Annotated in this window: 19 protein-coding genes; 11 read left to right on the top strand and 8 right to left on the bottom strand. The window is 67.1% G+C overall.

Annotated features, from left to right (window positions below; genetic code table 11):
- The first annotated feature begins 14 nt into the window (after positions 1–14).
- A complete protein-coding gene (locus tag A9A59_RS13735) occupies positions 15–542 on the top strand; it encodes a Crp/Fnr family transcriptional regulator (protein WP_133117554.1) in 528 nt (175 codons plus the stop codon).
- Between the two features lie 24 nt (positions 543–566).
- Here the strand turns inward: A9A59_RS13735 and A9A59_RS07785 are convergent, their stop codons facing one another.
- Positions 567–1,151 (bottom strand): methyltransferase family protein, encoded by a 585-nt coding sequence (locus A9A59_RS07785; RefSeq protein ID WP_165772583.1) that lies wholly within the window; start codon positions 1,149–1,151, stop codon positions 567–569.
- Positions 1,152–1,558: 407 nt separating this feature from the next.
- On the opposite strand from A9A59_RS07785, the gene A9A59_RS07780 reads away from it, so the two are divergent.
- The 8 genes from A9A59_RS07780 to A9A59_RS07745 all read left to right on the top strand — a co-directional run bounded on the left by A9A59_RS07780 (position 1,559) and on the right by A9A59_RS07745 (position 9,855).
- Positions 1,559–1,744 carry a Flp family type IVb pilin gene (locus A9A59_RS07780; RefSeq protein WP_098503739.1) on the top strand — a complete coding sequence of 62 codons (186 nt, stop codon included), beginning with the start codon at positions 1,559–1,561 and terminating at the stop codon, positions 1,742–1,744.
- A 98-nt stretch (positions 1,745–1,842) separates the two neighbouring features.
- On the top strand, positions 1,843–2,349 hold the full coding sequence (locus tag A9A59_RS07775; RefSeq protein ID WP_098503738.1) for a TadE/TadG family type IV pilus assembly protein: 507 nt from the start codon (positions 1,843–1,845) through the stop codon (positions 2,347–2,349).
- A 34-nt stretch (positions 2,350–2,383) separates the two neighbouring features.
- A complete protein-coding gene (locus tag A9A59_RS07770; protein ID WP_165772582.1) occupies positions 2,384–3,922 on the top strand; it encodes a vWA domain-containing protein in 1,539 nt (512 codons plus the stop codon).
- Between the two features lie 129 nt (positions 3,923–4,051).
- A complete protein-coding gene (gene cpaB, locus A9A59_RS07765) occupies positions 4,052–4,945 on the top strand; it encodes a Flp pilus assembly protein CpaB (RefSeq protein WP_098503736.1) in 894 nt (297 codons plus the stop codon).
- A 115-nt stretch (positions 4,946–5,060) separates the two neighbouring features.
- Positions 5,061–6,281: a CpaE/TadZ family protein gene (locus tag A9A59_RS07760; protein ID WP_133117553.1), complete on the top strand. Its 1,221-nt coding sequence runs from the start codon at positions 5,061–5,063 to the stop codon at positions 6,279–6,281.
- A gap of 319 nt (positions 6,282–6,600) precedes the next feature.
- Entirely contained in the window at positions 6,601–7,992 is a 1,392-nt protein-coding gene (locus tag A9A59_RS07755; RefSeq protein WP_098503734.1) for a TadA family conjugal transfer-associated ATPase, read from the top strand.
- A 5-nt stretch (positions 7,993–7,997) separates the two neighbouring features.
- Entirely contained in the window at positions 7,998–8,948 is a 951-nt protein-coding gene (locus tag A9A59_RS07750; protein WP_165772581.1) for a type II secretion system F family protein, read from the top strand.
- 4 nt (positions 8,949–8,952) lie between these two features.
- Positions 8,953–9,855 (top strand): type II secretion system F family protein, encoded by a 903-nt coding sequence (locus tag A9A59_RS07745; protein ID WP_098503732.1) that lies wholly within the window; start codon positions 8,953–8,955, stop codon positions 9,853–9,855.
- Here A9A59_RS07745 and A9A59_RS07740 read toward each other — a convergent pair whose 3' ends face one another.
- From A9A59_RS07740 to A9A59_RS07730, 3 genes are read right to left on the bottom strand one after another with little or no spacing between them, the layout of a single operon-like run.
- Positions 9,856–10,527 carry a prepilin peptidase gene (locus A9A59_RS07740; protein WP_098503731.1) on the bottom strand — a complete coding sequence of 224 codons (672 nt, stop codon included), beginning with the start codon at positions 10,525–10,527 and terminating at the stop codon, positions 9,856–9,858. It lies immediately after the preceding gene.
- A 48-nt stretch (positions 10,528–10,575) separates the two neighbouring features.
- Complete coding sequence (locus A9A59_RS07735) at positions 10,576–10,893, bottom strand: hypothetical protein (protein ID WP_098503730.1); 318 nt, start codon at positions 10,891–10,893, stop codon at positions 10,576–10,578.
- Positions 10,894–10,899: 6 nt separating this feature from the next.
- Positions 10,900–11,379 (bottom strand): MarR family winged helix-turn-helix transcriptional regulator, encoded by a 480-nt coding sequence (locus A9A59_RS07730; protein ID WP_165772580.1) that lies wholly within the window; start codon positions 11,377–11,379, stop codon positions 10,900–10,902.
- Between the two features lie 160 nt (positions 11,380–11,539).
- Between A9A59_RS07730 and A9A59_RS07725 the strand changes: the two genes are divergently transcribed.
- Positions 11,540–12,838, top strand: a complete 1,299-nt coding sequence (locus A9A59_RS07725) for an LLM class flavin-dependent oxidoreductase (RefSeq protein ID WP_098503728.1) — start codon at positions 11,540–11,542, stop codon at positions 12,836–12,838.
- A gap of 87 nt (positions 12,839–12,925) precedes the next feature.
- Here the strand turns inward: A9A59_RS07725 and A9A59_RS07720 are convergent, their stop codons facing one another.
- From A9A59_RS07720 to A9A59_RS07705, 4 genes are all read right to left on the bottom strand, one after another.
- Entirely contained in the window at positions 12,926–14,572 is a 1,647-nt protein-coding gene (locus A9A59_RS07720; RefSeq protein ID WP_278286930.1) for a thiamine pyrophosphate-binding protein, read from the bottom strand.
- An 80-nt stretch (positions 14,573–14,652) separates the two neighbouring features.
- Positions 14,653–15,660 carry an aldo/keto reductase gene (locus A9A59_RS07715; RefSeq protein ID WP_278286837.1) on the bottom strand — a complete coding sequence of 336 codons (1,008 nt, stop codon included), beginning with the start codon at positions 15,658–15,660 and terminating at the stop codon, positions 14,653–14,655.
- 104 nt (positions 15,661–15,764) lie between these two features.
- Positions 15,765–17,237 carry a 4-alpha-glucanotransferase gene (gene malQ, locus A9A59_RS07710; RefSeq protein ID WP_278286836.1) on the bottom strand — a complete coding sequence of 491 codons (1,473 nt, stop codon included), beginning with the start codon at positions 17,235–17,237 and terminating at the stop codon, positions 15,765–15,767.
- Positions 17,237–18,763 carry a glucose-6-phosphate isomerase gene (locus A9A59_RS07705; RefSeq protein ID WP_165772579.1) on the bottom strand — a complete coding sequence of 509 codons (1,527 nt, stop codon included), beginning with the start codon at positions 18,761–18,763 and terminating at the stop codon, positions 17,237–17,239. Before A9A59_RS07705 ends, malQ begins: the two co-directional genes overlap by 1 nt.
- Before the next feature lie 420 nt (positions 18,764–19,183).
- Here A9A59_RS07705 and A9A59_RS07700 point away from each other — a divergent pair, with 420 nt between their 5' ends.
- Complete coding sequence (locus tag A9A59_RS07700) at positions 19,184–19,375, top strand: hypothetical protein (RefSeq protein WP_133117552.1); 192 nt, start codon at positions 19,184–19,186, stop codon at positions 19,373–19,375.
- Positions 19,376–19,452 lie beyond the last annotated feature (77 nt).

Raw genomic sequence — 19,452 nt, 5'->3', positions numbered from 1 at the left:
GGTATCATTTCGGCGTGAGCGCTCCGTTGAATTCACCTGCCCGGCAGTCCGACGTCGACCAGCTTCCGGGTGAGCGGCGGTTCATCAGCGCTGGCCGACCCGTTCGGGTACCGCCGGGGTTTGTAGCGATCGTCGAGCAGGGCGTTGTCCGGCTGGAAGTCATCCATGACGACGGGAGCAGCGCCATCATCGGTTTCGCGGGCCCTGGCGAAGGGCTGGTGCACCACGTTGACCGCTTCTGCCATGTGCACCCGGTTGCCCACGACGACGTGATGCTCGAGCTTGTGCCAATCGCCGCAGGTGACCGCGTGCAGGCGGCGCTTGCCGCGCGGCTCCACGCTTCGGAGGCGTGGCTGTCGATGCTTGCCCGCCACGGTGTGGCGGAGCGCCTGCGCGCGTTGCGACAGCTGTTGGGAAGCACCCCCGGGCTGGGCCTCCCCTTACTGAGGTCGCTCACTCGCGAGCAGCTGGCGATGGCGACGCTCAGTTCGCGCGCCAGCATTGCGCGGGCGCTGCGGGCGCTGCGCGATAGCGGGGGATGAGGGGGCAATTGCCCGGGGCGGTGTTCAGTACACGCCGGGGACGAGGCGCCAGCGGACGCGTGCGGCATAGGCGTCGTAGTCGCTGGTCGCGCGGAGCACGCGCTCTTCGGCCTGGATCCGGAGCACCTGGAAGACGACCACTGTTGCGAAGACGACGGCGTTCCACCACCAGAAGTTGGCCAGGAGGAAGCCCGCGAGGGTGATGTTGTGGCCGAGATAGATGGGGTGGCGGACAAGCCGGTAGGGCCCGACGGTCTTGAGCCCGCGGTTTGCGGCGACGATGCCGAAGCTTCGGCCGAGCGTCGCGAAGCTGACAATCACCCAGGTGAGCCCGACCACCTGCATCGCGATGCCGTAGCCTTCGAGCAGACCCCCGCTCGGGTGGGGACGGGAAGCGAGTGCGAACCAGCCGCCAATGGTGGCGATGACCCAGTCGTACACCCTCGGAGAGGTGTAGATGGGCCGGCGGCGGGTGAGGAAGATGCCGATGAGCAGGGCCTGCTCAATCGCGAAGAACGCGCTGGCAGCTGAGTGGCCTTCGAGGGCGGAGCGGCCGTGCGCGTAGAAGAAGAGGGCGCTTACCACGACCAGCGCTGCATCCTGTGCCATTGAAGCGCGACGTTTCCACGGTTCTGGTCGCCGGGGCGCAGAGGCCGCGAGCGGCTGGTCCATCGTTCATCTCCCTGTCGGTCCGCGTTTGGAGGGCCGTCATTTCCTAAGGTCGGCAGGGAGTCTCCCGGGGTGCAGGCTCCGGCCTCAAATGGCGCGAGGGGGGCGAAGCAGTTGCACGTGGGTGACGGGGCTTATGGCGGCGCGGAGACCCGTCGAAGTTGCGAGTAGCTCCACCGATGGTGGCGCCCCGCCGGAAGGCGACCGACGCGACGGCCAAACCCGCAAGGGGTTCGCGGAGGTTCGACGGAAGGCTCCGGGCCGGGCGGCCCGCAGGACGGACGCCGACTATCGAGGGCGAACACACCCGGGGCAGGGACCCCACAACGAGAGGTAGGAGAACCGACATGTCGAAGCTTCGCAATTGGGCCGTCAGCAAGGTCGCCGCGTGGCAGGCGCGCGACGAGGAAGGCCAGGGTCTCGCCGAATACGGCCTGATCCTCGCCCTCATCGCCATCGTCTGCATCGGCGCCCTCACGCTCCTCGGCGGCAACATCGCCAACGCGCTCAACAACGTCGCTGGCAGCATCTAGTTCGCAGGGCCGGTGACGCCGGCCGGCGACCAGCACAAGGGAAGGGGTGGGGCACGACGGTACCCCACCCCTTCTGCCATCAGGCAGGAGTCCGCGGAATGCTGAATGCGGCAGAAGAAACCAGGGACCAGGGAACGGTAGAGCCGGGCGCGCCCCGGCGTTCGGCTGTGCGGCGGCTACTGCGGCGGCTCCGCGAGACAGAGACCGGGCAGGCGCTGGTGGAGTTCACCATGATCCTGCCACTGTTCGTGCTCCTGTTCATGAGCATGGTGGAGTTCGGGCGGGCGTTCCATACGTGGCTGCTGATTACCAACGCAGCGCGCGAGGGTGCGCGGATTGCCGCCGTGCAGTCAGATCTTTCGACGGTGCAGAACCGGATTTATGACAGCTTCTGCGCGAACTATCCCAGCCAGTGCAACATCGACCCCACACGGGTGACGATCACGACAACGAATGTCCAGGGTTCGCGCGGATCGATGGTGCAGGTTGATGTGGCCTACGACTTCGAGTGGGTCACCCCGATCGGCGACATCGTGAACCTGGTTTCCGGCGGCACGCTTTCGGACCTGACAATCCGGTCGCATGCCTCCATGCGGCTCGAGTAATGACCGCTGCGCAGCAGAAGGGAGGAGGCGAGCCATGATGCGTTCGCTGATTCGCAGAGTTTTCGGGGAGGAGCGCGGGCAGGCATTGCCGCTGTTCGCGCTCTTCCTGCTCGTATTCCTCGGTTTCGTGGCGATGAGCATTGATGTCGGGCGGTACGTCTGGGCGCGGACGCAGATGCAGGCGGCGGTGGATGCGGCGGCGCTGGCCGCCGCGCAGAGCATGCCGAGCGAGACTGATGCCGCGGCTAAGGCAACTGAGTACTGGCTGGACAACAGCGGGTTCATCCGGAGCCAGGGCACGAATGTCCAATTTGCGGTGACGTACCCGGAGGGCAACAAGGCGGTCCGGGTCCAGGCGCGTGCAGATATCCCGACGTGGTTCGCTCGTCTCTTCGGGGTCGACCACTGGACCGTTTCGGCATCGGGCGATGCGGAATCGCAGGTGCTCGACATTGCCGTGGTCTTCGACATCTCCGGTTCGATGTGCTTCGACAGCTTCCGCCAGGTCGAGAATTCGGGGTCGTACATGATGAGCCCGGGCCGGCTGACGCCGGCAGGAGGGTTCGCGTTCCCGCGGCTTGCGGCGAACATCAACTCGACGCAGACGACGATCCCGCTGAACGACGTCCGGATTTTCGCGAGCACGAACGCGGCCACGAACCGAAGCAACTTCGGAACGACGTTCAACACGACGACGCCGTACTGGAAGGTTTCAGTCGGCTCGAACGCGACCTCCGTGCCCACATCCGCAAGCCTGCGGCCGGGGATCATCATGATCGATAACGAGCTGATGCGGATTACGGGCGTCAACACCAGCAACAACACGCTAACGGTTATCCGCGGCTACCGGAACGAGGCGACCGACACCAACACCGTTGCGACCTCGCACGCGGCAAACGCGGAGGTGTGGGCCAACCGCACCGGGTACAGCAGCACAAGCGATTACTGCCAGCTCGCGAGCTACTACACGCCGACGACAACGCAGAACGGGCCGCACCAGCCGTTCGATGCCGCGATCGATGCAGCAAAGTACTTCACGACGCTGTTCGACGAGCAGTACGACAAGATCGGCTCGGTGCGGTATTCGACGAGAGCAGCGATCAGCCAGAACCTGACGTCAAACTTCAGCGCGGTGCGTGACAGCCTGGATGCCATCCTCTGGCCGGCCGGGGCAACGAACATCCCGCACGGCATTGCTGTCGGGAGGCAGGTCCTGGACGGCCCGGGGAAACGCGCCAACGCTGTCCGCGTGCTCGTGCTGGTGACCGACGGCATCGCGAACACGTACTGCGGAAGCGCGACGTACAACCCGGCAAACTACAACTCGACGTCGTGTACGACAGGCAGCGGGATTCCCGCGGCCGAGGAGCACGCGCGCCGGGAAGCGCAACGGGCCCGGAACGGCGACATCATCATCTTCACGATCGGCCTCGGGAACGACCTGAACACGACGTTCCTGCAAGACATCGCCGCCATCGGCGGCGGCAAGTTCTACCACGCCCCGACAACCGCTCAGCTCGACGAGGCGTTCCAGGCGGTCGCCGAGCAGACACACATCGCGCTGGTCCGGTAGAGCCAACGCCGGATGCTCGAGCGACATCCCCGCCTCCATCGGCGGGGATGTCGCTTTCCCGGCGGATTCGTGCGGCGGTCTGTAGGTGAACCGTAAGGCCGCCGATATAGCAAGGGGAGGAGTGCTCACGTGAACAGATCGATTGCAGCAGCCACCAGCAGTTCGAGCCGGAATCGCGGCGTGCTCTTGCTCGCCTGCGCCTTCGGGCTCCTGAGCGCACTGCTCGTCTTTGCCTTCCTGAATGGACGCGGGGACGGGCAGGACCTGGACAGCCGGATTTTCGCAGGCGAGGGGGCTGAAACCGTCGTCGTCCTTACCCGGAACGTCGCCGTCGGGGAAAAAATCACCTCCGACATGCTGACCACGCGCACCATCCCTGCCGCGGCGCTCCTGCCGGGTCGGGTGAAGGACAGCGAGCTGTCATCGCTGGTCGGCAAGGTGGCAACGGCGCCGATGTACGCTGGCGAGCAGGTCATCGACGCGAAGGTCACCACGTACGTCGGGCAGGACACGCTGGCGTACAAGGTGCCGCAGGGGATGCGGGCAATTTCGCTCCAGGTGCCGCACGAGGCGTGGATTGCAGCCGGACTGCCGCAGCCGGGCGACCGTGTGGACATCCTCGGCATCACTACGCTGAGCAAAGTGGACCCCCTGACCGGCGAAGAGAAGCCGAACGTTGTCGCGGGGTACATCGCCCAGGACGTCGAAGTCCTGGCCATTGCGCAGGCGGTCGTCAAGACCGTGCCGAAGGTAGATGCCGGAGGAAGCGGCGCGGGCGACCCGGCAGCCACAGAGGCGTCTGCAACGACGTCCGGCGCGGTGAAGCAGGAAAACGCGACGTACGAGAAGGCGATCTCCATCACGCTGGCCCTGCCGCCGGACCTGGCAGCCAAGGTGGCGCTTATCGACGCGATGCGAGACGACGTGGGCCAGTACCGGATTCTGCCGCGACAGAAGGGTGATGCGGACCCAATTACGGGAAAGCAAGTGTGGACGTACGACGACCTGTTCCCGGTGCGGTGACGCGGCTGGGGTGAGTGCTCTGCGGGCGCGGCCTGGCCGCCGCGCCCGCGCCAGTATCAGATGACGAAGGCCCCTGGTGGTCGCCGGGGTGCAGACGGTGGAGGAAACGACGACGATGGCACGAGTACCGCAGCTTCTCGTGGTTGACCCCGACCGGGAGAGCTCGGCAGAGCTGGCGAAAACGCTGCAGATGCTGGGCTTCGGGATTCTCGGGACCGCCGGGTACGGTGTGGAGGCGTTCACGCTCTGCTTCCAGATGCGGCCCGACCTGGTGCTCATGCGGATCGAGGAGCCGCTGGTGCGCCCGGTACAAACGCTTTCGCGAATCAACGATGGGCTGCCCGACCTGCCGATCATCGTGTTCTCCACCGAAGCGAACATCCGCCTGATGCGGCAATCGATGGTGGGCGGGGCCTCGGACTACCTGGTTGAGCCGCTGGACCCAGAAGAGCTCGAAAGCTCGATCATGAAGGTGCTCGAGAAGAAGGAGCGGGAAATGATGCGCCGCCGCGGCGAGCTGGCCGACCCGGTCGCGCAGGGAACTATCATCACCGTCTTCGGGGCCAAGGGCGGCATCGGTAAGACGACGATTGCCTCGAACCTGGCGGTAGCGCTGGCAACGGAGGCGCACCAGACGGTGGCCCTGGTGGACATGGACACCCGGTTCGGGGATGTCGCCATCACGATGGATATCCCGGTTGAGCGGTCAATCGCCGACCTGGCCCGGAACCTCGACAACGTCGACCGGAACACGCTGCGGGAATATCTCGTCGAGCATGAGTCGGGCGTCCGGATTCTGCCGGCGCCGACCCGGCCGGCGGACTGGCGGAACCTGACGTCGGCGCACATCCGCGACGTCGTCGATGTTCTTTCGCAAACGCACGACTTCGTGATCCTGGATACGCCCGGGACATTCAACGAGATTGTGGCGGCGGCGATCGAGGTGGGGACGATGATCCTGCTCATCACGACACTCGACATGGCCAGCATCAAGGACACCGTCCTGGCGCTCGAGATGCTGCACGAGCGATTCGGAAATGACGATGAGCGGATCAAGGTGGTGCTGAACCGGGCCGGTGTCGACACGGGGGTCCGGGAGAAGGATGTTGAACGAACGCTGGACACAGCCCTGTGGTGGAAGATTCCGCAGGACAACGAGGTGGTGAAGGCGGCGCAGCTCGGTCGGCCGATTGTGCTGAGCCGGCCCAACAGCCGGGTTGCTGTGGAGATTCGCGAGATTGCACGGGCGCTCGCAGGGATCCGGGCGCGCTCGAAGGCGAAGAAGAGCGGCGGCCTCGGGAGCCTGTTCGGGGGCCTGTTCAAGAAGAGCGCGTAGGAGACCACGCACAGCGAGAGGATGAGCCATGCCGGATGACATTCGCGACCGACGAGCAGCTGGAGATGGCGAACGCCCGGCATTCGGCTGGGGCGCCCGCCGGCGAATCCTCCCGCCGGGCCAGTTCGGGGCACCGGCGCCGGAGGCGAAGGGGCCTGCCGGCCCGGGCGCGCCACCTCCAGGAAACCCCGAGGCTCTGAAACTCCGACCCTCGGGGCAGCTGGGACGGCCGACCACCGGTAAGCCGTGGGGACACATTGAACCGGCGGCACCGCCACCGCCGCCCCCGGGTATCCCGGGGCAGCAGCGCGGGGGCGCCATGCTGCGTCCCGCGGCCCCGGCTCCGCCGCCGCAGGATGCCGCGGCAGGGCCCGGCGGTGCGCTGCGGCCGGTCCGGCCCGTGCAGGTGGATGCGCCAGCCGGCCGCGCGGCGGGCGCCAATGCGGTCGCCGAGGCGACGAAAATCCGGCTGCATGAGCTGCTTATCGAAGAGCTCGAGCACGGTGCGCTGGAGGGACTGGCGCCGGAGCAGCAGCGGGAAGCGGTCATCAAGGCTGCGCGGGAGCTGCTCGTTCAGGAGGGACTGCAGCTCGGGGGGATGCCGCGCGACGAGCTGCTCGAGGCGGTAGCTGACGAAGCGCTCGGGCTGGGCCCCCTGGAGCCCCTGCTGCGTGACCCCTCCATCTCGGAAATCATGGTGAACGACATCGACAAGGTGTACTTCGAGCGGGAGGGCCGGATCTTCAGAAGCCCGGTGCGGTTCCGGGATAAGGCGCACGTGATGCGCATCATCGAGCGGATTGTGGCGCCATTGGGCCGGCGGATCGATGAATCGAGCCCGATGGTGGACGCCCGCCTGCCTGACGGTTCGCGCGTCAACATCACCATCCCGCCGGCCTCGCCGAAGGCTCCGACGATTACGATCCGGAAGTTCCGCGCCGACAAGATGCGGATGGCGGACCTGATCGCGGTCGGGGCGCTGAGCGAGCAGACCGCGGAGTTCCTGGCCATGTGCGTCCGGGCGCACCTGAACATCGTCATCAGCGGCGGGACGGGCACCGGCAAAACGACGTTCCTGAACGCGCTCTCGGCATTCATCCCGAACACGGAGCGCATCATCACCATCGAAGACCCGGCCGAACTCCGGCTGCAGCAGGACCACGTCATTACGCTCGAGGCGCGGCCAGCGAGCATCGAAGGGAAGAACCAGATCAAGCAGCGCGACCTGGTGCGCAACTGCCTGCGCATGCGGCCGGACCGGATCATCGTCGGCGAGGTGCGCGGCGAAGAGGCCTTCGACATGCTGCAGGCGATGAACACGGGTCACGACGGGTCGATTTCGACGATTCACGCGAACAACCCGCGCGAAGCCCTTTCCCGTCTCGAAAACATGGTGTTGATGGCGGGGATGGATTTGCCTTCGCGGGCGATTCGCGAGCAGATTGCCTCAGCTATTCACATCTTTGTCCAGCTGAGCCGCCTCCAGGACGGTTCCCGCAAGGTTACCCACGTGACCGAGGTCAGCGGCATGGAGGGCGACACGATCACGCTGCAGGACATCTTCCTGTTCAAGCTGGACCGCGTGGACGAGGACGGGAAAGTACACGGGTCGATGCGGCCCACCGGGATCCGGCCGGGGTTCGCGCACAAGTTCGCCATTGCCGGCATCGAACTGCCGAACAACCTGTTCGGCACCGGGGAAGGATGGTAGGCGGCATGCTGATTCTCGTGGCGCTTTCCACCGGGGCGTTCGCGACGCTCCTGGTTCTCTGGCTCTTCGGGTTCGGCGCCTCGAGCGTCGAAGCGTCGGCGCGGCTGAAGAAGCTGCGGGAGGTCGAAGCCCAGCTCCCGGCGGAGACCCGGGCACGGCTGCGGCGTCGGACTGCGGTCAATTTCGCGGGCATTACCCTCATCTCGGGGAACATCGCTGCGAACTGGTCGCGCGACCTGGAGCGGGCGGGGCTGACGCTGAACGCGAAGGAGTACTTCACCCTCCGGGTGGTCGTGTCCGTCCTGTTCGCCTTCATGGGCGTGGTGCTCCTTCCGCTGCCGATTCTCGGCCTGATGCTGGCGCCCATTGGCTGGTTCCTCGTCGGGTTCTGGTTGAAGCGCCGGATTTCCAGCCGCCTTCACAAGATGGAGGGGCAGCTGGTGGAGCTCCTCCAGATGCTCTCGAGCGGCTTGCGGGCAGGGTTCGGCCTGCTGCAGGCGATGGAGGCAGCCGCGGAGCAGATCCCGGCGCCACTGTCGGTAGAAATCCGGCGGACCCTTCGCGACACGGCGATGGGCGCCAGTGTGGAGCAGGCGCTCCAGGCGTTGAATGACCGGATCGGCAGTCCTGACTTCGACATCGTGATTACGGCAATCCTGATCCAGCGGAGCGTCGGCGGGAACCTGGCGGAGATTCTCGACAACGTGGCGCACACGATGCGTGAGCGGGAGCGGATAAAGGGGGAAATTCGCACGCTGACGTCGCAGCAGCGCCTCACGGGATACGTGATCGGCGGGATTCCGATCGCGCTCCTGGTCATCTTTTACATTATCAGCCCGGATTTCACGGGGCTGCTGTTCACTGACCCGCTTGGACGGCTGATGCTGATGGGAGCGTTTATCAGCGAGGTCATCGGCTACCTCATCATTCAGAAGATTGTGAACATCGAGGTGTAGCGCGATGGAGCTGCTCATTGCCTTCAGCACGTTTCTGTTCATCACGCTCATGACGTATGGGCTGCTCTATCGCTCGAGTGGGAACTCAGCGATGGACGTCCGGCTCGGGGGCCTTCGGTATACCCGGCCGGCCAAGGAGGCGCTGCCTGATCCCGAAGCAGCCTTTACCCAGCGCGTCATCAAACCGCTGGTCGCCAGCGTCAACCGGCAGATCAACGCGATTCTGCCGTCGTCCATCGAAGAGCGGGTCGAGATGGCGCTCGTGCAGGCGGGCCTTCGCATCAAACCCGGGCAGTTCATCGTGCTGGTCGCCATCTTTGCAGGGTTGCTGCCGCTGCTCGGGCTGGTGTACGCGATGAGCGCCGGGCTCGATGCACAGCGGACGCTGCTGGTGTTCGTCGTATTGAGCGGACTGGGGCTGTACGCGCCGCGGATCTTCCTCCTCGGCCGTATTCGGCGCCGCCAAAAGGAGATCTGGAAGTCGCTCCCGGACGCCTTCGACCTGATTACGGCATCGGTGGAGGCCGGCCTGGGTATCGACGCGGCGTTCACCAGGGTGATCGAGAAGGTGAAGGGGCCGTTCGCGGAGGAGCTGACCAGGACGATGCGCGAGGTGCAGATGGGGCGCGCCCGGCGGGACGCCTTCCTCGATATGGCCGACCGCACCGGCGTCGACGAACTGCGTCAGCTGGTCAACGCGATCGTCCAGGCCGAGGCGATGGGCATCTCCATCGGCAGCGTCATCCGGGTTCAGACCGGCGTCATCCGCACGAAGCGGCGGCAGCGAGCTGAGGAGGCTGCCTTCAAGGCGCCGATCAAGATGGTCTTCCCGCTCGTCTTCTTCATTTTCCCGGCAATCATGATCGTCATCGGCGGGCCAGCCATTATTCAGCTGAAGAACCTGTAGTCAGCCGAAGCGGTCGAACCAGAGCAGGACAATAACGGCCCCTGCTGCGAGGTAGGGGCCGTAGCTGTATGTTGCGCCCCTGCCCCGGAGCAGGATGAGCACCGCTGCGACGACGCCGGCGAGGAGGATGCCGATCAGCAGCGCCGTCATGACCGCGGGCCAGGCGGTCAGCAGCCCGATGAGGAGGATGAGCTTGGCATCGCCGATGCCGAAGGCCGTCTCGCGGGAGCGGGCAGCGGCCCCAGCGAGCCCGCCGAGAAGGAGGAGCAGCGCCGCGGCACCGAGACCGGCTGCTCCCCCGAGAAGCACGTCCCAGGTCGAGCGGTCCTGCCAGAGCGGGGCGGCAGCGAGCGCCGCCAGGATGCCCGGGTAGACCAGGAGGTTTGGGATGCGGCGCCGGTCGAAGTCGGTGGAGCTGACGGCGACCAAGAGCAGGCAAAAACCGGCGGTGAGGAACTGCTGGAAGCCGCCTGGACTTCCCGGGCGAAACGCGAGGGCCGCGACGAGAGCCCCGGCCGGAATCGTGAAGGCACGGAGCGCGAGGAGGCGGCCGCCGACCGCAGGGTCCTTGCGGAACCGGGGCTCGCGGTAGCAGCGATGCTGGACGGCCGGAAACCAGAAGCCGGCGACCGCACCGGCGAGCCCTGCAGCGAGCTGTGGGAGCCAGTCCACGGGCGGACTATGGGGGCTCCGTCACCTAGCGGCAATTGCCAGCAGGTATCAGGACGGGGGCGACTCGAGGTCGGCGCGGAGTTCGGCGAGGAGCTCGGGCGACACCTCGACGTAGGGGCCACCGAGCCGGTCGTTCCAGCGTGCTGCAAAGGCGAGGACATCGGCATCGGGCGCGGGGACTGTGCGGCGGGGAATGAGCGGAGAGGCGCCGCCGCCGAGCGCTTCGAAGGTGGTCTCCTCAAGCAGGACGGCAAGCGCATCCCGGAGGTGCTGCCGGGTGATGGCTGCATCCAGCCGAAAAGCGGCAAGGGACGACGCGGTAGAGAGGAGGTCGGCGAGACGGATGGAGGGCGGCTCGGGGGTCACGGCAGGTCAGTTGTCGGTGTCCTCGAGCTGGAGGTCGCGCTTGCGGCGCTGGCTGCCGGATTCGACAAATCGTTCGACCGCTCGGGCGAATTCAATGAGGTCGGAGGTGGACATGCTCTCCATCAGCCCAGCGGCGTATTCGCGCAGTTCTTCGCGCAGGGACTCAACCACGGCGCGGCCGCGGGGCTCGAGCCAGATACAGATGCTGCGGCGGTCGTTCGGGGCGACCTCGCGGCGGATGAACCCGCCGCGTTCGAGGCGTTCGAGCAGCGCGGACACCGATGGGCGCGTGACATAGAGCCGTTCTGCCAGCTCGGCATTGCTGAGGCCCTCCTGCTCGGAGAGGTGACCGAGCAGGCGGAGCTGGGTCACCGTGAGGTTTTCACGGTCCCAGAGGGTAAGGCGGATGGGGTCGAGCAGTGCACTCGCCCGGAAGAGCGCGGAGATGGCGCGTTCAAGTTCCGGGGGGCGGGGCTGTCGTTTCACGTGGCTCCTCCGGTTTTCGCGAATTCCGCCCGTGTCCCCGGCAGGATTCTGGAGGGAGCCGCGAGGACGTGCAAATGCCTGGATGCGATGGAGCGGTACCGGGGAAGTTCGCACGGCGCTAAGGATTCTGCTAGACTCGCGCGACACAGGGAGGTTTCGAATGAAGTTCGGGATTTTCTACGAGCACCAGCTGCCCCGGCCGTGGGACGACGGCGCGGAACTGAAGCTGTTCCAGGATGCGCTCGACCAGGTGGAGCTGGCGGACCGGCTGGGGATTGATTTCGCCTGGGAGGTGGAGCACCACTTCCTGGAGGAGTACTCGCACTCGTCCTGCCCGGAGGTGTTCCTGGCGGCGGCCAGCCAGCGGACCAAAAATATCCGGCTCGGGCACGGGATTAAGCTGATGCCGCCGAACTACAATCCGCCGGCCAGGATCGCTGAGGAGATTGCGACGCTCGACCTCGTCTCGAACGGTCGGGTGGAGTTTGGGACCGGCGAGTCGGCCTCGCGGGCGGAGCTGGAGGGGTTCAACATCAACCCGGCCGAGCGGCGGGCGATGTGGCTCGAGACGACCGAACAGGTCTGCAACATGATGGCGATGGACCCGTACCCGGGCTACCAGGGGAAGTACTTCTCGATGCCGGTGCGGAACGTGGTGCCGAAGCCGGTCCAGAAGCCGCACCCGCCGCTCTGGGTGGCGTGCTCGAACCGGGACACCATCCACCTTGCTGCGCAGCTTGGGATCGGTGCGCTGACGTTCGCCTTTGTCGACGCGGCAGAGGCAAAGAAGTGGGTGGACGACTACTACGAGACGTTCAAGCGGGAGTGCGTGCCGATCGGCCACACCGTGAACCCGAACATCGCCATGGTGACAAGCTTTTCGATTCACCATGACCGCGAGGAGGCGTTCCGCCGCGGCTTCGACGGCTTCAAGTTCTTCCAGTTCGGGCTCGGCCATCATTATGTCTTCGGGCACCACAAGCCGGGCCGGACCAACATCTGGGCGAACTACGAGAAGGTGAAGGCTGCGATGGGCGCCGAGCAGCTCGACTTCCTCGGCGGCGGCACGGACGGCATCGGGACGCCGGAGGACCTGCGCCAGCACCTGCGAAAGTTCGCCGATGCGGGGGTCGACCAGACGGTCTTCATCCAGCAGGGCGGGAAGAACCGGCACGAGCACATCTGCGAGGCCCTCGAACTGTTCGCCGCTGAAGTGATGCCGGAGTTCAAGGAAGAAGAGGAGCGCCGGCAGAAGCAGAAGATGGACGAGCTTGCCCCGTACATCGAGAAGGCGATGCAGCGCAAGCAGTGGATGCGCGAGCTGACCGATGACGAGATCCCAACGTACGCGGCGTACGGCGCCATGATTGCCGAGGTCGATACCTCGAACCTCGAAGGCGCGGCGCGGATCCGCGCGGAGCGCTGGAAGAAGATGCGCGAGGTGCTCGCGAAGGTCTAGAGGCAGCGCCGCGAATGGAAGGCTGGTGGCCCTTCCCGCCCCGGGAGGGCCACCGCGCTTTCCGGAATTGCCTCAACGAGGGCCGGCTCAGTCAGCGATATCGGGGGTCCGCTTTGGCGGGGGCGACCCGAGACCGCCCATCGGCGTGAGCTTCGACATATCGATGTCGAGCAGGTATGGGCCATCGGAGGCAAGCCCGCGTTCGAGAGCGGCGCGGAAGGCGGCTGGCGAATCGACCGCCTCGGCAGGAACCCCCATGCCCCGGGCGACCTGAACAAAGTCCGGCGTTGCGAGGTCGACCCCGAACTGGCGGCCCTCGAATGTGCGGGCCTCGATCGTGCGGAGGACGCCGTAGCCGTGGTCGTTGAAGACGCACACTACGACGGGCACGCGGTACTGCGCGGCGGTCGCGAGCTCGCCGATGTTCAGCATGAATCCCCCGTCGCCCTGGATAACGACTGCGGGCCGGCCGGCTCCGATGGCGGCGCCGATTGCGAGCGGCATGGCGGGCCCGATAGCGGCAGACGTCGGGTAGATGGACGTTCGCGGCGCAAGGATCGGGAGCAGGCGGTTGCCCCAGAGGTAGGCCGGGACGGTGGCGTCGCGCACGATGAGGGCGTCGCGGGGGGTAACCTCGCGGATGGCGTCCATGATGGCTGCGTAGTCGGGGCCGATTTCGCGTCGGATTTGGGCCCGAGCCGCCTCCTTCAGCTCGGCAGCCCTGGCAGCAAAGGCAGGCTCTACGCGGACACCAGCGAGGTCGCGGACCAGTGCGGCCAGCGCGAGGCGCGCATCGCCGACGACGGCGACGTCGGCAGTGTAGTTTCGGCCGATGACGCCCGGGTCGGCGTCGATGTGGATGAGCCGTCCTGGCCAGCGCAGCGACCAGTTGCGCGTCGCGCCGGCCTGGAAGCGGGTGCCGACGGCAAGGATGACGTCGGCCGTATCGAACAGCTCCTGGAGCGCCGGGTGGGCTGAGAGCGGGCCGAGCGCGAGGGGGTGGTCCTCCGGGATTGCCCCGCGCCCGTTCGCGGAAGTGACGACCGGCGCGCCGAGCGACTCGGCGAGCGTCTGGAGTTCGCCTTCTGCCCCGGACGCGAGAACGCCGCCGCCTGCCCAGATGAGGACCCGCCGGGCGCTGCGGAGGATGTCGGCAGCCCGGGCGAGGGCGTCGCGGCCGGGGCGGACCCGCGGCCAGCCCTCGATGTGGGGGATATCAACCTCGGCGCGGCCATACTGCAGGTCGATCGGGATTTCGACGGCACCGGGAGCGGGGCGGCCGGTTTGGATGTCGCGGGCCACGGCGATAATCGTCTCAGCGATCTCCTCGGTGCGGCGCACGCTTTCCGCGCGCCGGGTGACGGTCCGGAGCATGGGCAGCTGGGCTTCTGCTTCGTGGAGGAACCCCTTGCCCTTGCCGTAGTAGAGCGACTCGACCTGGCCGGTGATCAGGAGCACACGGCTCGAAGCGAACTGTGCTTCGTAAAGGCCGGTCATGGCGTTGGTGGTGCCGGGGCCGGTGCTGGCGATGGCCACGCCAAGCTTCCCGGTTGCGCGGGCGTAGCCATCGGCGGCGTGGACTGCGCCCTGTTCGTGGCGGACGGCGACCGGGGTGATGCCGCCAAGGCGGTGGATGGCATCGTAGATGGGAATGTTGTGGACGCTGACGATACCGAAGACGTGCTCGACGCCAAGGGCGCGCAGGGCTTCGTAAACGGCTTCGCCGCCGGTCATTTCGCGCACGGCTGCCTCCGGGGCACAGGTAGTGGCCCGGACGCTACCGGCGCCCGGGCGGGGGTGTCAACGCAGCAGTATCACCAGCGGAAGGCGCCGGCGCGCCAGTCGGCCTCATAGTACGGAGCCACATGCGTGCCGGGGGGAATGATGCGGTCGATGGCCTTCCGGTCCTCATCGGTGATGGTGACCTCAAGGGCGCCGAGGTTGTCCTCGAGCTGCTCCATGGTCCGCGGGCCGATGATCGGGCTGGTGACGCCGGGCTGGTGCATGCACCAGGCGAGCGCCAGCCGGGAGAGCGTTGTGCCCTTCTCACGAGCGAGCGTTTCGAGCGGCTCGATCACATCCCAGACCGCATCGTTCATTCGCCGGCGGTAGAGGGGGTTGGCATCGAGGTTGGCGTAGCGGCTGTCCTCGGGTGGGGGCGCGTCACGGCGGTATTTGCCCGTCAGGAGCCCTCCGGCGAGCGGGCTCCAGGGGATGATGCCGAAGCCGTACGCCTGGGCCATCGGCAGGAGTTCGCGTTCGATGCGGCGGTCGAGAAGGTTGTATGGGGGCTGCTCGCAGACGAACCGCTCGAGCCGGTACTCCTTGGCAACCCAGAGGCTTTCGACCAGCTGCCAGGCGGCGAAGGTGCTGCTGCCGATGTACCGCACCTTGCCGGAGCGGACGAGGTCATCGAGCGCGCGCAGGGTTTCATCAATCGGGACATCGGGCTGGGGTCGATGGACCTGGTAGAGGTCGATCCAGTCGGTCTTCAGGCGGCGGAGGCTGGCTTCGCACTGCTCGATGATGTGGCGCCGGGTATTCCCCATGGCGTTCGGGTCTTCGCCCATGCGGCCGTGGACCTTGGTTGCGAGGATGACCTGGCTGCGGCGGCCGTTGCGCTGGAGCGCTTCGCCAACGGCTTCTTCGCTGCGCCCCTGGTTGTAGACGTTGGCGGTATCGATGAAGTTGATGCCGGCATCGAGGGCGCGGTCGATGATGGCTGCCGAATCGGCGGGTGAGGTTTTGCCGCCGAACATCATGGCGCCAAGGCAGAGGGGGCTGACGCGAATGCCGGTCCGGCCGAGCGGTCGGTAGTCCACCTGGAACACCTCCGGGGAGTGCTGTGGGGGCAGCGTACGCGAAGCGCATCTGACCGGCAGCACCCGGGGTCCGGGGGAGGTGCAGTCGGGGGCGGACCGGCAGGTCAGCGTCCGGGCCGGTCTCTGCCCGTGCGTTCGACGAGGGCGCGGAAGAATTCGAGGCGTTCGGGCGTCACCTGCTCCGGCGCGAACCGCCACGTCCAGTTGCCTTCCGCGCGGCCGGGATGGTTCATGCGGTGGCTGCCATCAAGGGCAAGGAGGTCCTGCATCGGGATGATGGCGGTTTCGGCGACGCTTTCGAGGGCCGTGCGGACGAGGTCGTCGACGATGCGGGAGCCGTCGATGCCGAGTTCGCGGCGGACGTTGTCCCGCTCCCATTCGGGGAGGTTGGTCCACCAGCCGAGGGTGGTGTCGTTGTCGTGGGTGCCGGTGTAAACGACCTGGTTCTCACGGTGGTTCCGGGGCAGGTACGGGTTGTCGGGGTCGCCGCCGAAAGCGAACTGGAGGACAGCCATCCCGGGGTAGCCAAGCGCGTCGCGGAGCGCGCGGACGTCGTCGGTGATGATGCCCAGATCTTCAACGATGATGGGGGGGCGACCGAGGGCACCCTCAAGGGCGTCGAAGAGGGCACGGCCCGGGCCGGGCACCCAGCGGCCGTTGACGGCGGTCGGTTCGTCCGCGGGGATGTGCCAGGCTGCGACGAAGCCGCGGAAGTGGTCGACCCTGAGCGCATCGAAGAGGTCCAGGGCACGGCGGAAGCGGGAAATCCACCAGGCGTAGCCATCGGCGCGCATGGCATCCCAGTCGTAGAGCGGGTTGCCCCAGCGCTGCCCGGTGTCGCTGAAGGCATCGGGCGGGACTCCAGCGACGACGGCGGGGTTGCCGTCGGCATCGAGGAGGAAGAGGGGGCGGTGGGCCCAGTGGTCGGCGCTGTCGCGGTCGACGAAGATTGGCATATCGCCAATGAGCAGGATGCCCCGCTGCCGGGCAGCAGACCGGAGTTCCTGCCACTGGAGGTCGAAGACGTACTGCAGGAAGCGGTGGAACTCGACCTCGTCGGCGAGGGTGGTGCCGGGCGTCGGCCGCGAGGGCGGGTAATTTCGGTACTCGGCCGGCCACTCCCACCAGGGCTGGCCGGTGAGTTCACGCAGGGCTTCGAACAGGGCGTAGTCATCAAGCCACGGGTGGGCCGCGGCAAACTCGGCGAGGCGCGGCCTGCACCCCTCGGCGACGAAGCGTTCGAACGCTCGCCGGAGACGGGGGAGCCGCGCCGCCCGAAGACCCGCGAAGTCGACCCGGTTCGGGGTCCCGAAATTCGGAAGTTGCGCGTCTTCGGGTGTGAGCCAGCCGCGGCGGCCGAGCCATTCGAGGTCGATCAGGCGGTCGTCGCCGGCGAACGCAGAGCGGCCGGCGTAGGGCGAATCGTAGGGGCCCGGGGGGCAGACGGGCAGCATCTGCCAGGCGCGCGCGCCGGCCCGGCTGAGCAGGTCAAGGAAGCGATGAGCCGGTGCGCCGAGGGTGCCGGGGTGGGGGAGGGAGGTGGCGTGGAGCAGGATGCCTGCGAGACGCTGGCCCATCATTCCGGGAACGCCAGGCGCTCGAGTTCGGCCAGGGAGAGCCGGGCGACGCGGCGGCCGTGCTCAAGGAGTGCCGTCACATCGCCGCGGGCCTGCGCCGCTTCCAGCTGCGCGAAGGTGAAGGGCTCCCCGGGCACGGGGAAGTCGACGCCGGGCTGGTCCTCGACCACAAGGAACACGCCGGTGTTGGGGCCGCCCTTGTGGAGCTGGCCGGTCGAGTGGAGATACCGGGGGCCGAAGCCGACGGTCGTCGCCACGCGGAGGCGGTCGCGAAAGGCGTGGCGGGCGCGCTCGAGGCGGCCCGCGGTCGTCCGGTCGCGCGGAAGATAGGCGAGGATTGCGAGATAGTCGCCGGGGCGGATGCTCGCGAGGACGTCGGCGGGTGCCGGCGTCACGGGTTCTGGAGCAGCGCCTTCAAGGAGCCGGCGGGCAAGCCGCTTCGCTTCCTCAACGTTCGGCTGGTCGAAGGGGTTGATGCCGAGGATGTGCCCGGCGACGGCGGTGGCGAACTCCCAGCGGAAGAACTCGGCTGCAAGGTCGAGGGGGCCGATGGCAGGGAGCCTGACCACAGGGTGGCCGGAGGCTTCGAGTTCGTCGAGCCCATCGAGCGGGCCATACGCGACGAAGAGGCGGTCGTTGCCGTAGACCGACGGGGGACCGATCCGCTCGCCTTCGACGGGGAGGACGCCGCGGCCGTGCTTGCCGGTCGACTCGGCGACAAGCTGCTCGATCCAGTGGCCGAGACCTTCGACCTGCTGGGGCAGGAAGAGGGTGAGCTTGTCGCGGCCGGCGAGCGCAGCTTCCGTCACGACGGCCCCGAGCCAGGCGCCGGGGTTCGCGGCTGGGTCCGGGTCCTGGCAGGCGCGGGCGACCGGGCCGAGGCGCCCGAACATGCCGGGGATATCGACGCCGCAGAGGATGGCCGGGACCAGGCCGAAATACGACAGCGCGGAGAAGCGTCCGCCGATGTCGGGCGGGTTGAGGAAGAGCCGTTCGATACCGAGCCGGTGGGCCTCGGCCTCGAGGGGCGTGCCGGGGTCGGTAATGACGATGTAGCGGTGCGGGTCGGGGAGGCGTTCCCGGAAGAAGGCGAACTGGCTGCGGGTCTCAATCGTCGTGCCGGACTTGCTGGAGACAGCGATGACCGTGGCGGCGAGGTCGAGGCGTGCCAGGAGCGCGTCAAGCTGCCGCGGGTCGGTCGAATCGAGGAGCTCGAAGCGGAGTGCATCGGGCGAGGGTCCGAAGGCTGTTGCCATGACCTCGGGGGCGAGGCTGGAGCCGCCCATGCCGAGGAGGAGCAGGGTGGTGGCTCCTTCGGCCCGCAGCGTTTCCCGGAGGGCGGTGATGGCCGGGAGGCGGGCGAACATCTGCTGGTGGACCGTCAGCCATCCGAGCCGGTCGGCGCACTCGGCGGGTTCCGGCTGCCAGACGGTGTGGTCGCGCGCCCAGATGCGGTCGATGATGCGGTCGCGTGCGAGTACGCCAAGGCGGGCGTTGACGGCCGATTCCAGTGGGGCCGGGAGCATAACGCCTCCGGGGAGGTGGTGCTCCCTAACGATAGCGGAGGCGAGATGAACGGGCAGGGCGCGCGATGGGCAGGATGACCTGCTCGCCAGCCACAACGGCGCGCTCGCGGGGAACGACACCGGTACGCGGCGGCAGACGGTGCGGCAGCGGACGCGGCTTCCGGTAGGGGAGCGGCTCGGCCGATGCGTACATTCCATGAGCACGTTACGACAGGTCCGGAGAGAAAACTCGGGCCGAGCGGTGACAGGCACGGGACGGAGCGGTGACAGGCCGGGGGCTGCTCCACCGGGGAAACGCCGGGGGCGGAGCCATGGCGATATCCGGGTTTCTCTGGAGTGCACAGGAGGTCCGGGTCTGCCGACTATCACAACAGGCGGCCGACTCCGCAAAGGTGCACGGCAGGGCCGGGGGACGTGGCGATGCAGCAGCACATCCGCATCTGTCAGCACTGCGGGACGCCGTACGACTGGCGCCGCTCGCCGAGTGCGTTTCTGAAGATGACCTATTGCGGCAGCCTGTGCGAGAAGGCGGACCTCGGCTTCACGATTGAGACGCTGCTCCGCGATTTCGAGTACGTACGAGGAGAGTGGCGGGCGCTCCTCGCCGCGTAACCGGCCAACGAGCCCGGCGGCATCCCCGGGAGGAGGGAGGTAAGCGAGGCCACCGGGTCGCTTTACGAAACGGACTC

This window comes from Tepidiforma thermophila, assembly GCF_002563855.1.
GTDB lineage: Bacteria > Chloroflexota > Dehalococcoidia > Tepidiformales > Tepidiformaceae > Tepidiforma > Tepidiforma thermophila.
The sequence above is the reverse complement of the archived record's forward strand: the minus strand, read 5'-3'. Positions and strand labels throughout refer to the sequence as shown.

What these genes read in the sequence shown, in the direction of transcription:
- A9A59_RS07780 (WP_098503739.1), top strand. Translation starts at nt 1,559, where the DNA reads ATGTCGAAGCTTCGCAATTGGGCCGTCAGCAAGGTCGCCGCGTGGCAG.
- A9A59_RS07760 (WP_133117553.1), top strand. Translation starts at nt 5,061, where the DNA reads ATGGCACGAGTACCGCAGCTTCTCGTGGTTGACCCCGACCGGGAGAGC.
- A9A59_RS07705 (WP_165772579.1), bottom strand. Translation starts at nt 18,763, where the DNA reads ATGCTCCCGGCCCCACTGGAATCGGCCGTCAACGCCCGCCTTGGCGTA.
- A9A59_RS07720 (WP_278286930.1), bottom strand. Translation starts at nt 14,572, where the DNA reads ATGACCGGCGGCGAAGCCGTTTACGAAGCCCTGCGCGCCCTTGGCGTC.
- A9A59_RS07775 (WP_098503738.1), top strand. Translation starts at nt 1,843, where the DNA reads ATGCTGAATGCGGCAGAAGAAACCAGGGACCAGGGAACGGTAGAGCCG.
- A9A59_RS07750 (WP_165772581.1), top strand. Translation starts at nt 7,998, where the DNA reads ATGCTGATTCTCGTGGCGCTTTCCACCGGGGCGTTCGCGACGCTCCTG.
- A9A59_RS07785 (WP_165772583.1), bottom strand. Translation starts at nt 1,151, where the DNA reads ATGGCACAGGATGCAGCGCTGGTCGTGGTAAGCGCCCTCTTCTTCTAC.
- malQ (WP_278286836.1), bottom strand. Translation starts at nt 17,237, where the DNA reads ATGGGCCAGCGTCTCGCAGGCATCCTGCTCCACGCCACCTCCCTCCCC.
- A9A59_RS07700 (WP_133117552.1), top strand. Translation starts at nt 19,184, where the DNA reads ATGCAGCAGCACATCCGCATCTGTCAGCACTGCGGGACGCCGTACGAC.
- A9A59_RS07755 (WP_098503734.1), top strand. Translation starts at nt 6,601, where the DNA reads ATGCTGCGTCCCGCGGCCCCGGCTCCGCCGCCGCAGGATGCCGCGGCA.
- A9A59_RS07725 (WP_098503728.1), top strand. Translation starts at nt 11,540, where the DNA reads ATGAAGTTCGGGATTTTCTACGAGCACCAGCTGCCCCGGCCGTGGGAC.
- A9A59_RS07770 (WP_165772582.1), top strand. Translation starts at nt 2,384, where the DNA reads ATGATGCGTTCGCTGATTCGCAGAGTTTTCGGGGAGGAGCGCGGGCAG.
- A9A59_RS07745 (WP_098503732.1), top strand. Translation starts at nt 8,953, where the DNA reads ATGGAGCTGCTCATTGCCTTCAGCACGTTTCTGTTCATCACGCTCATG.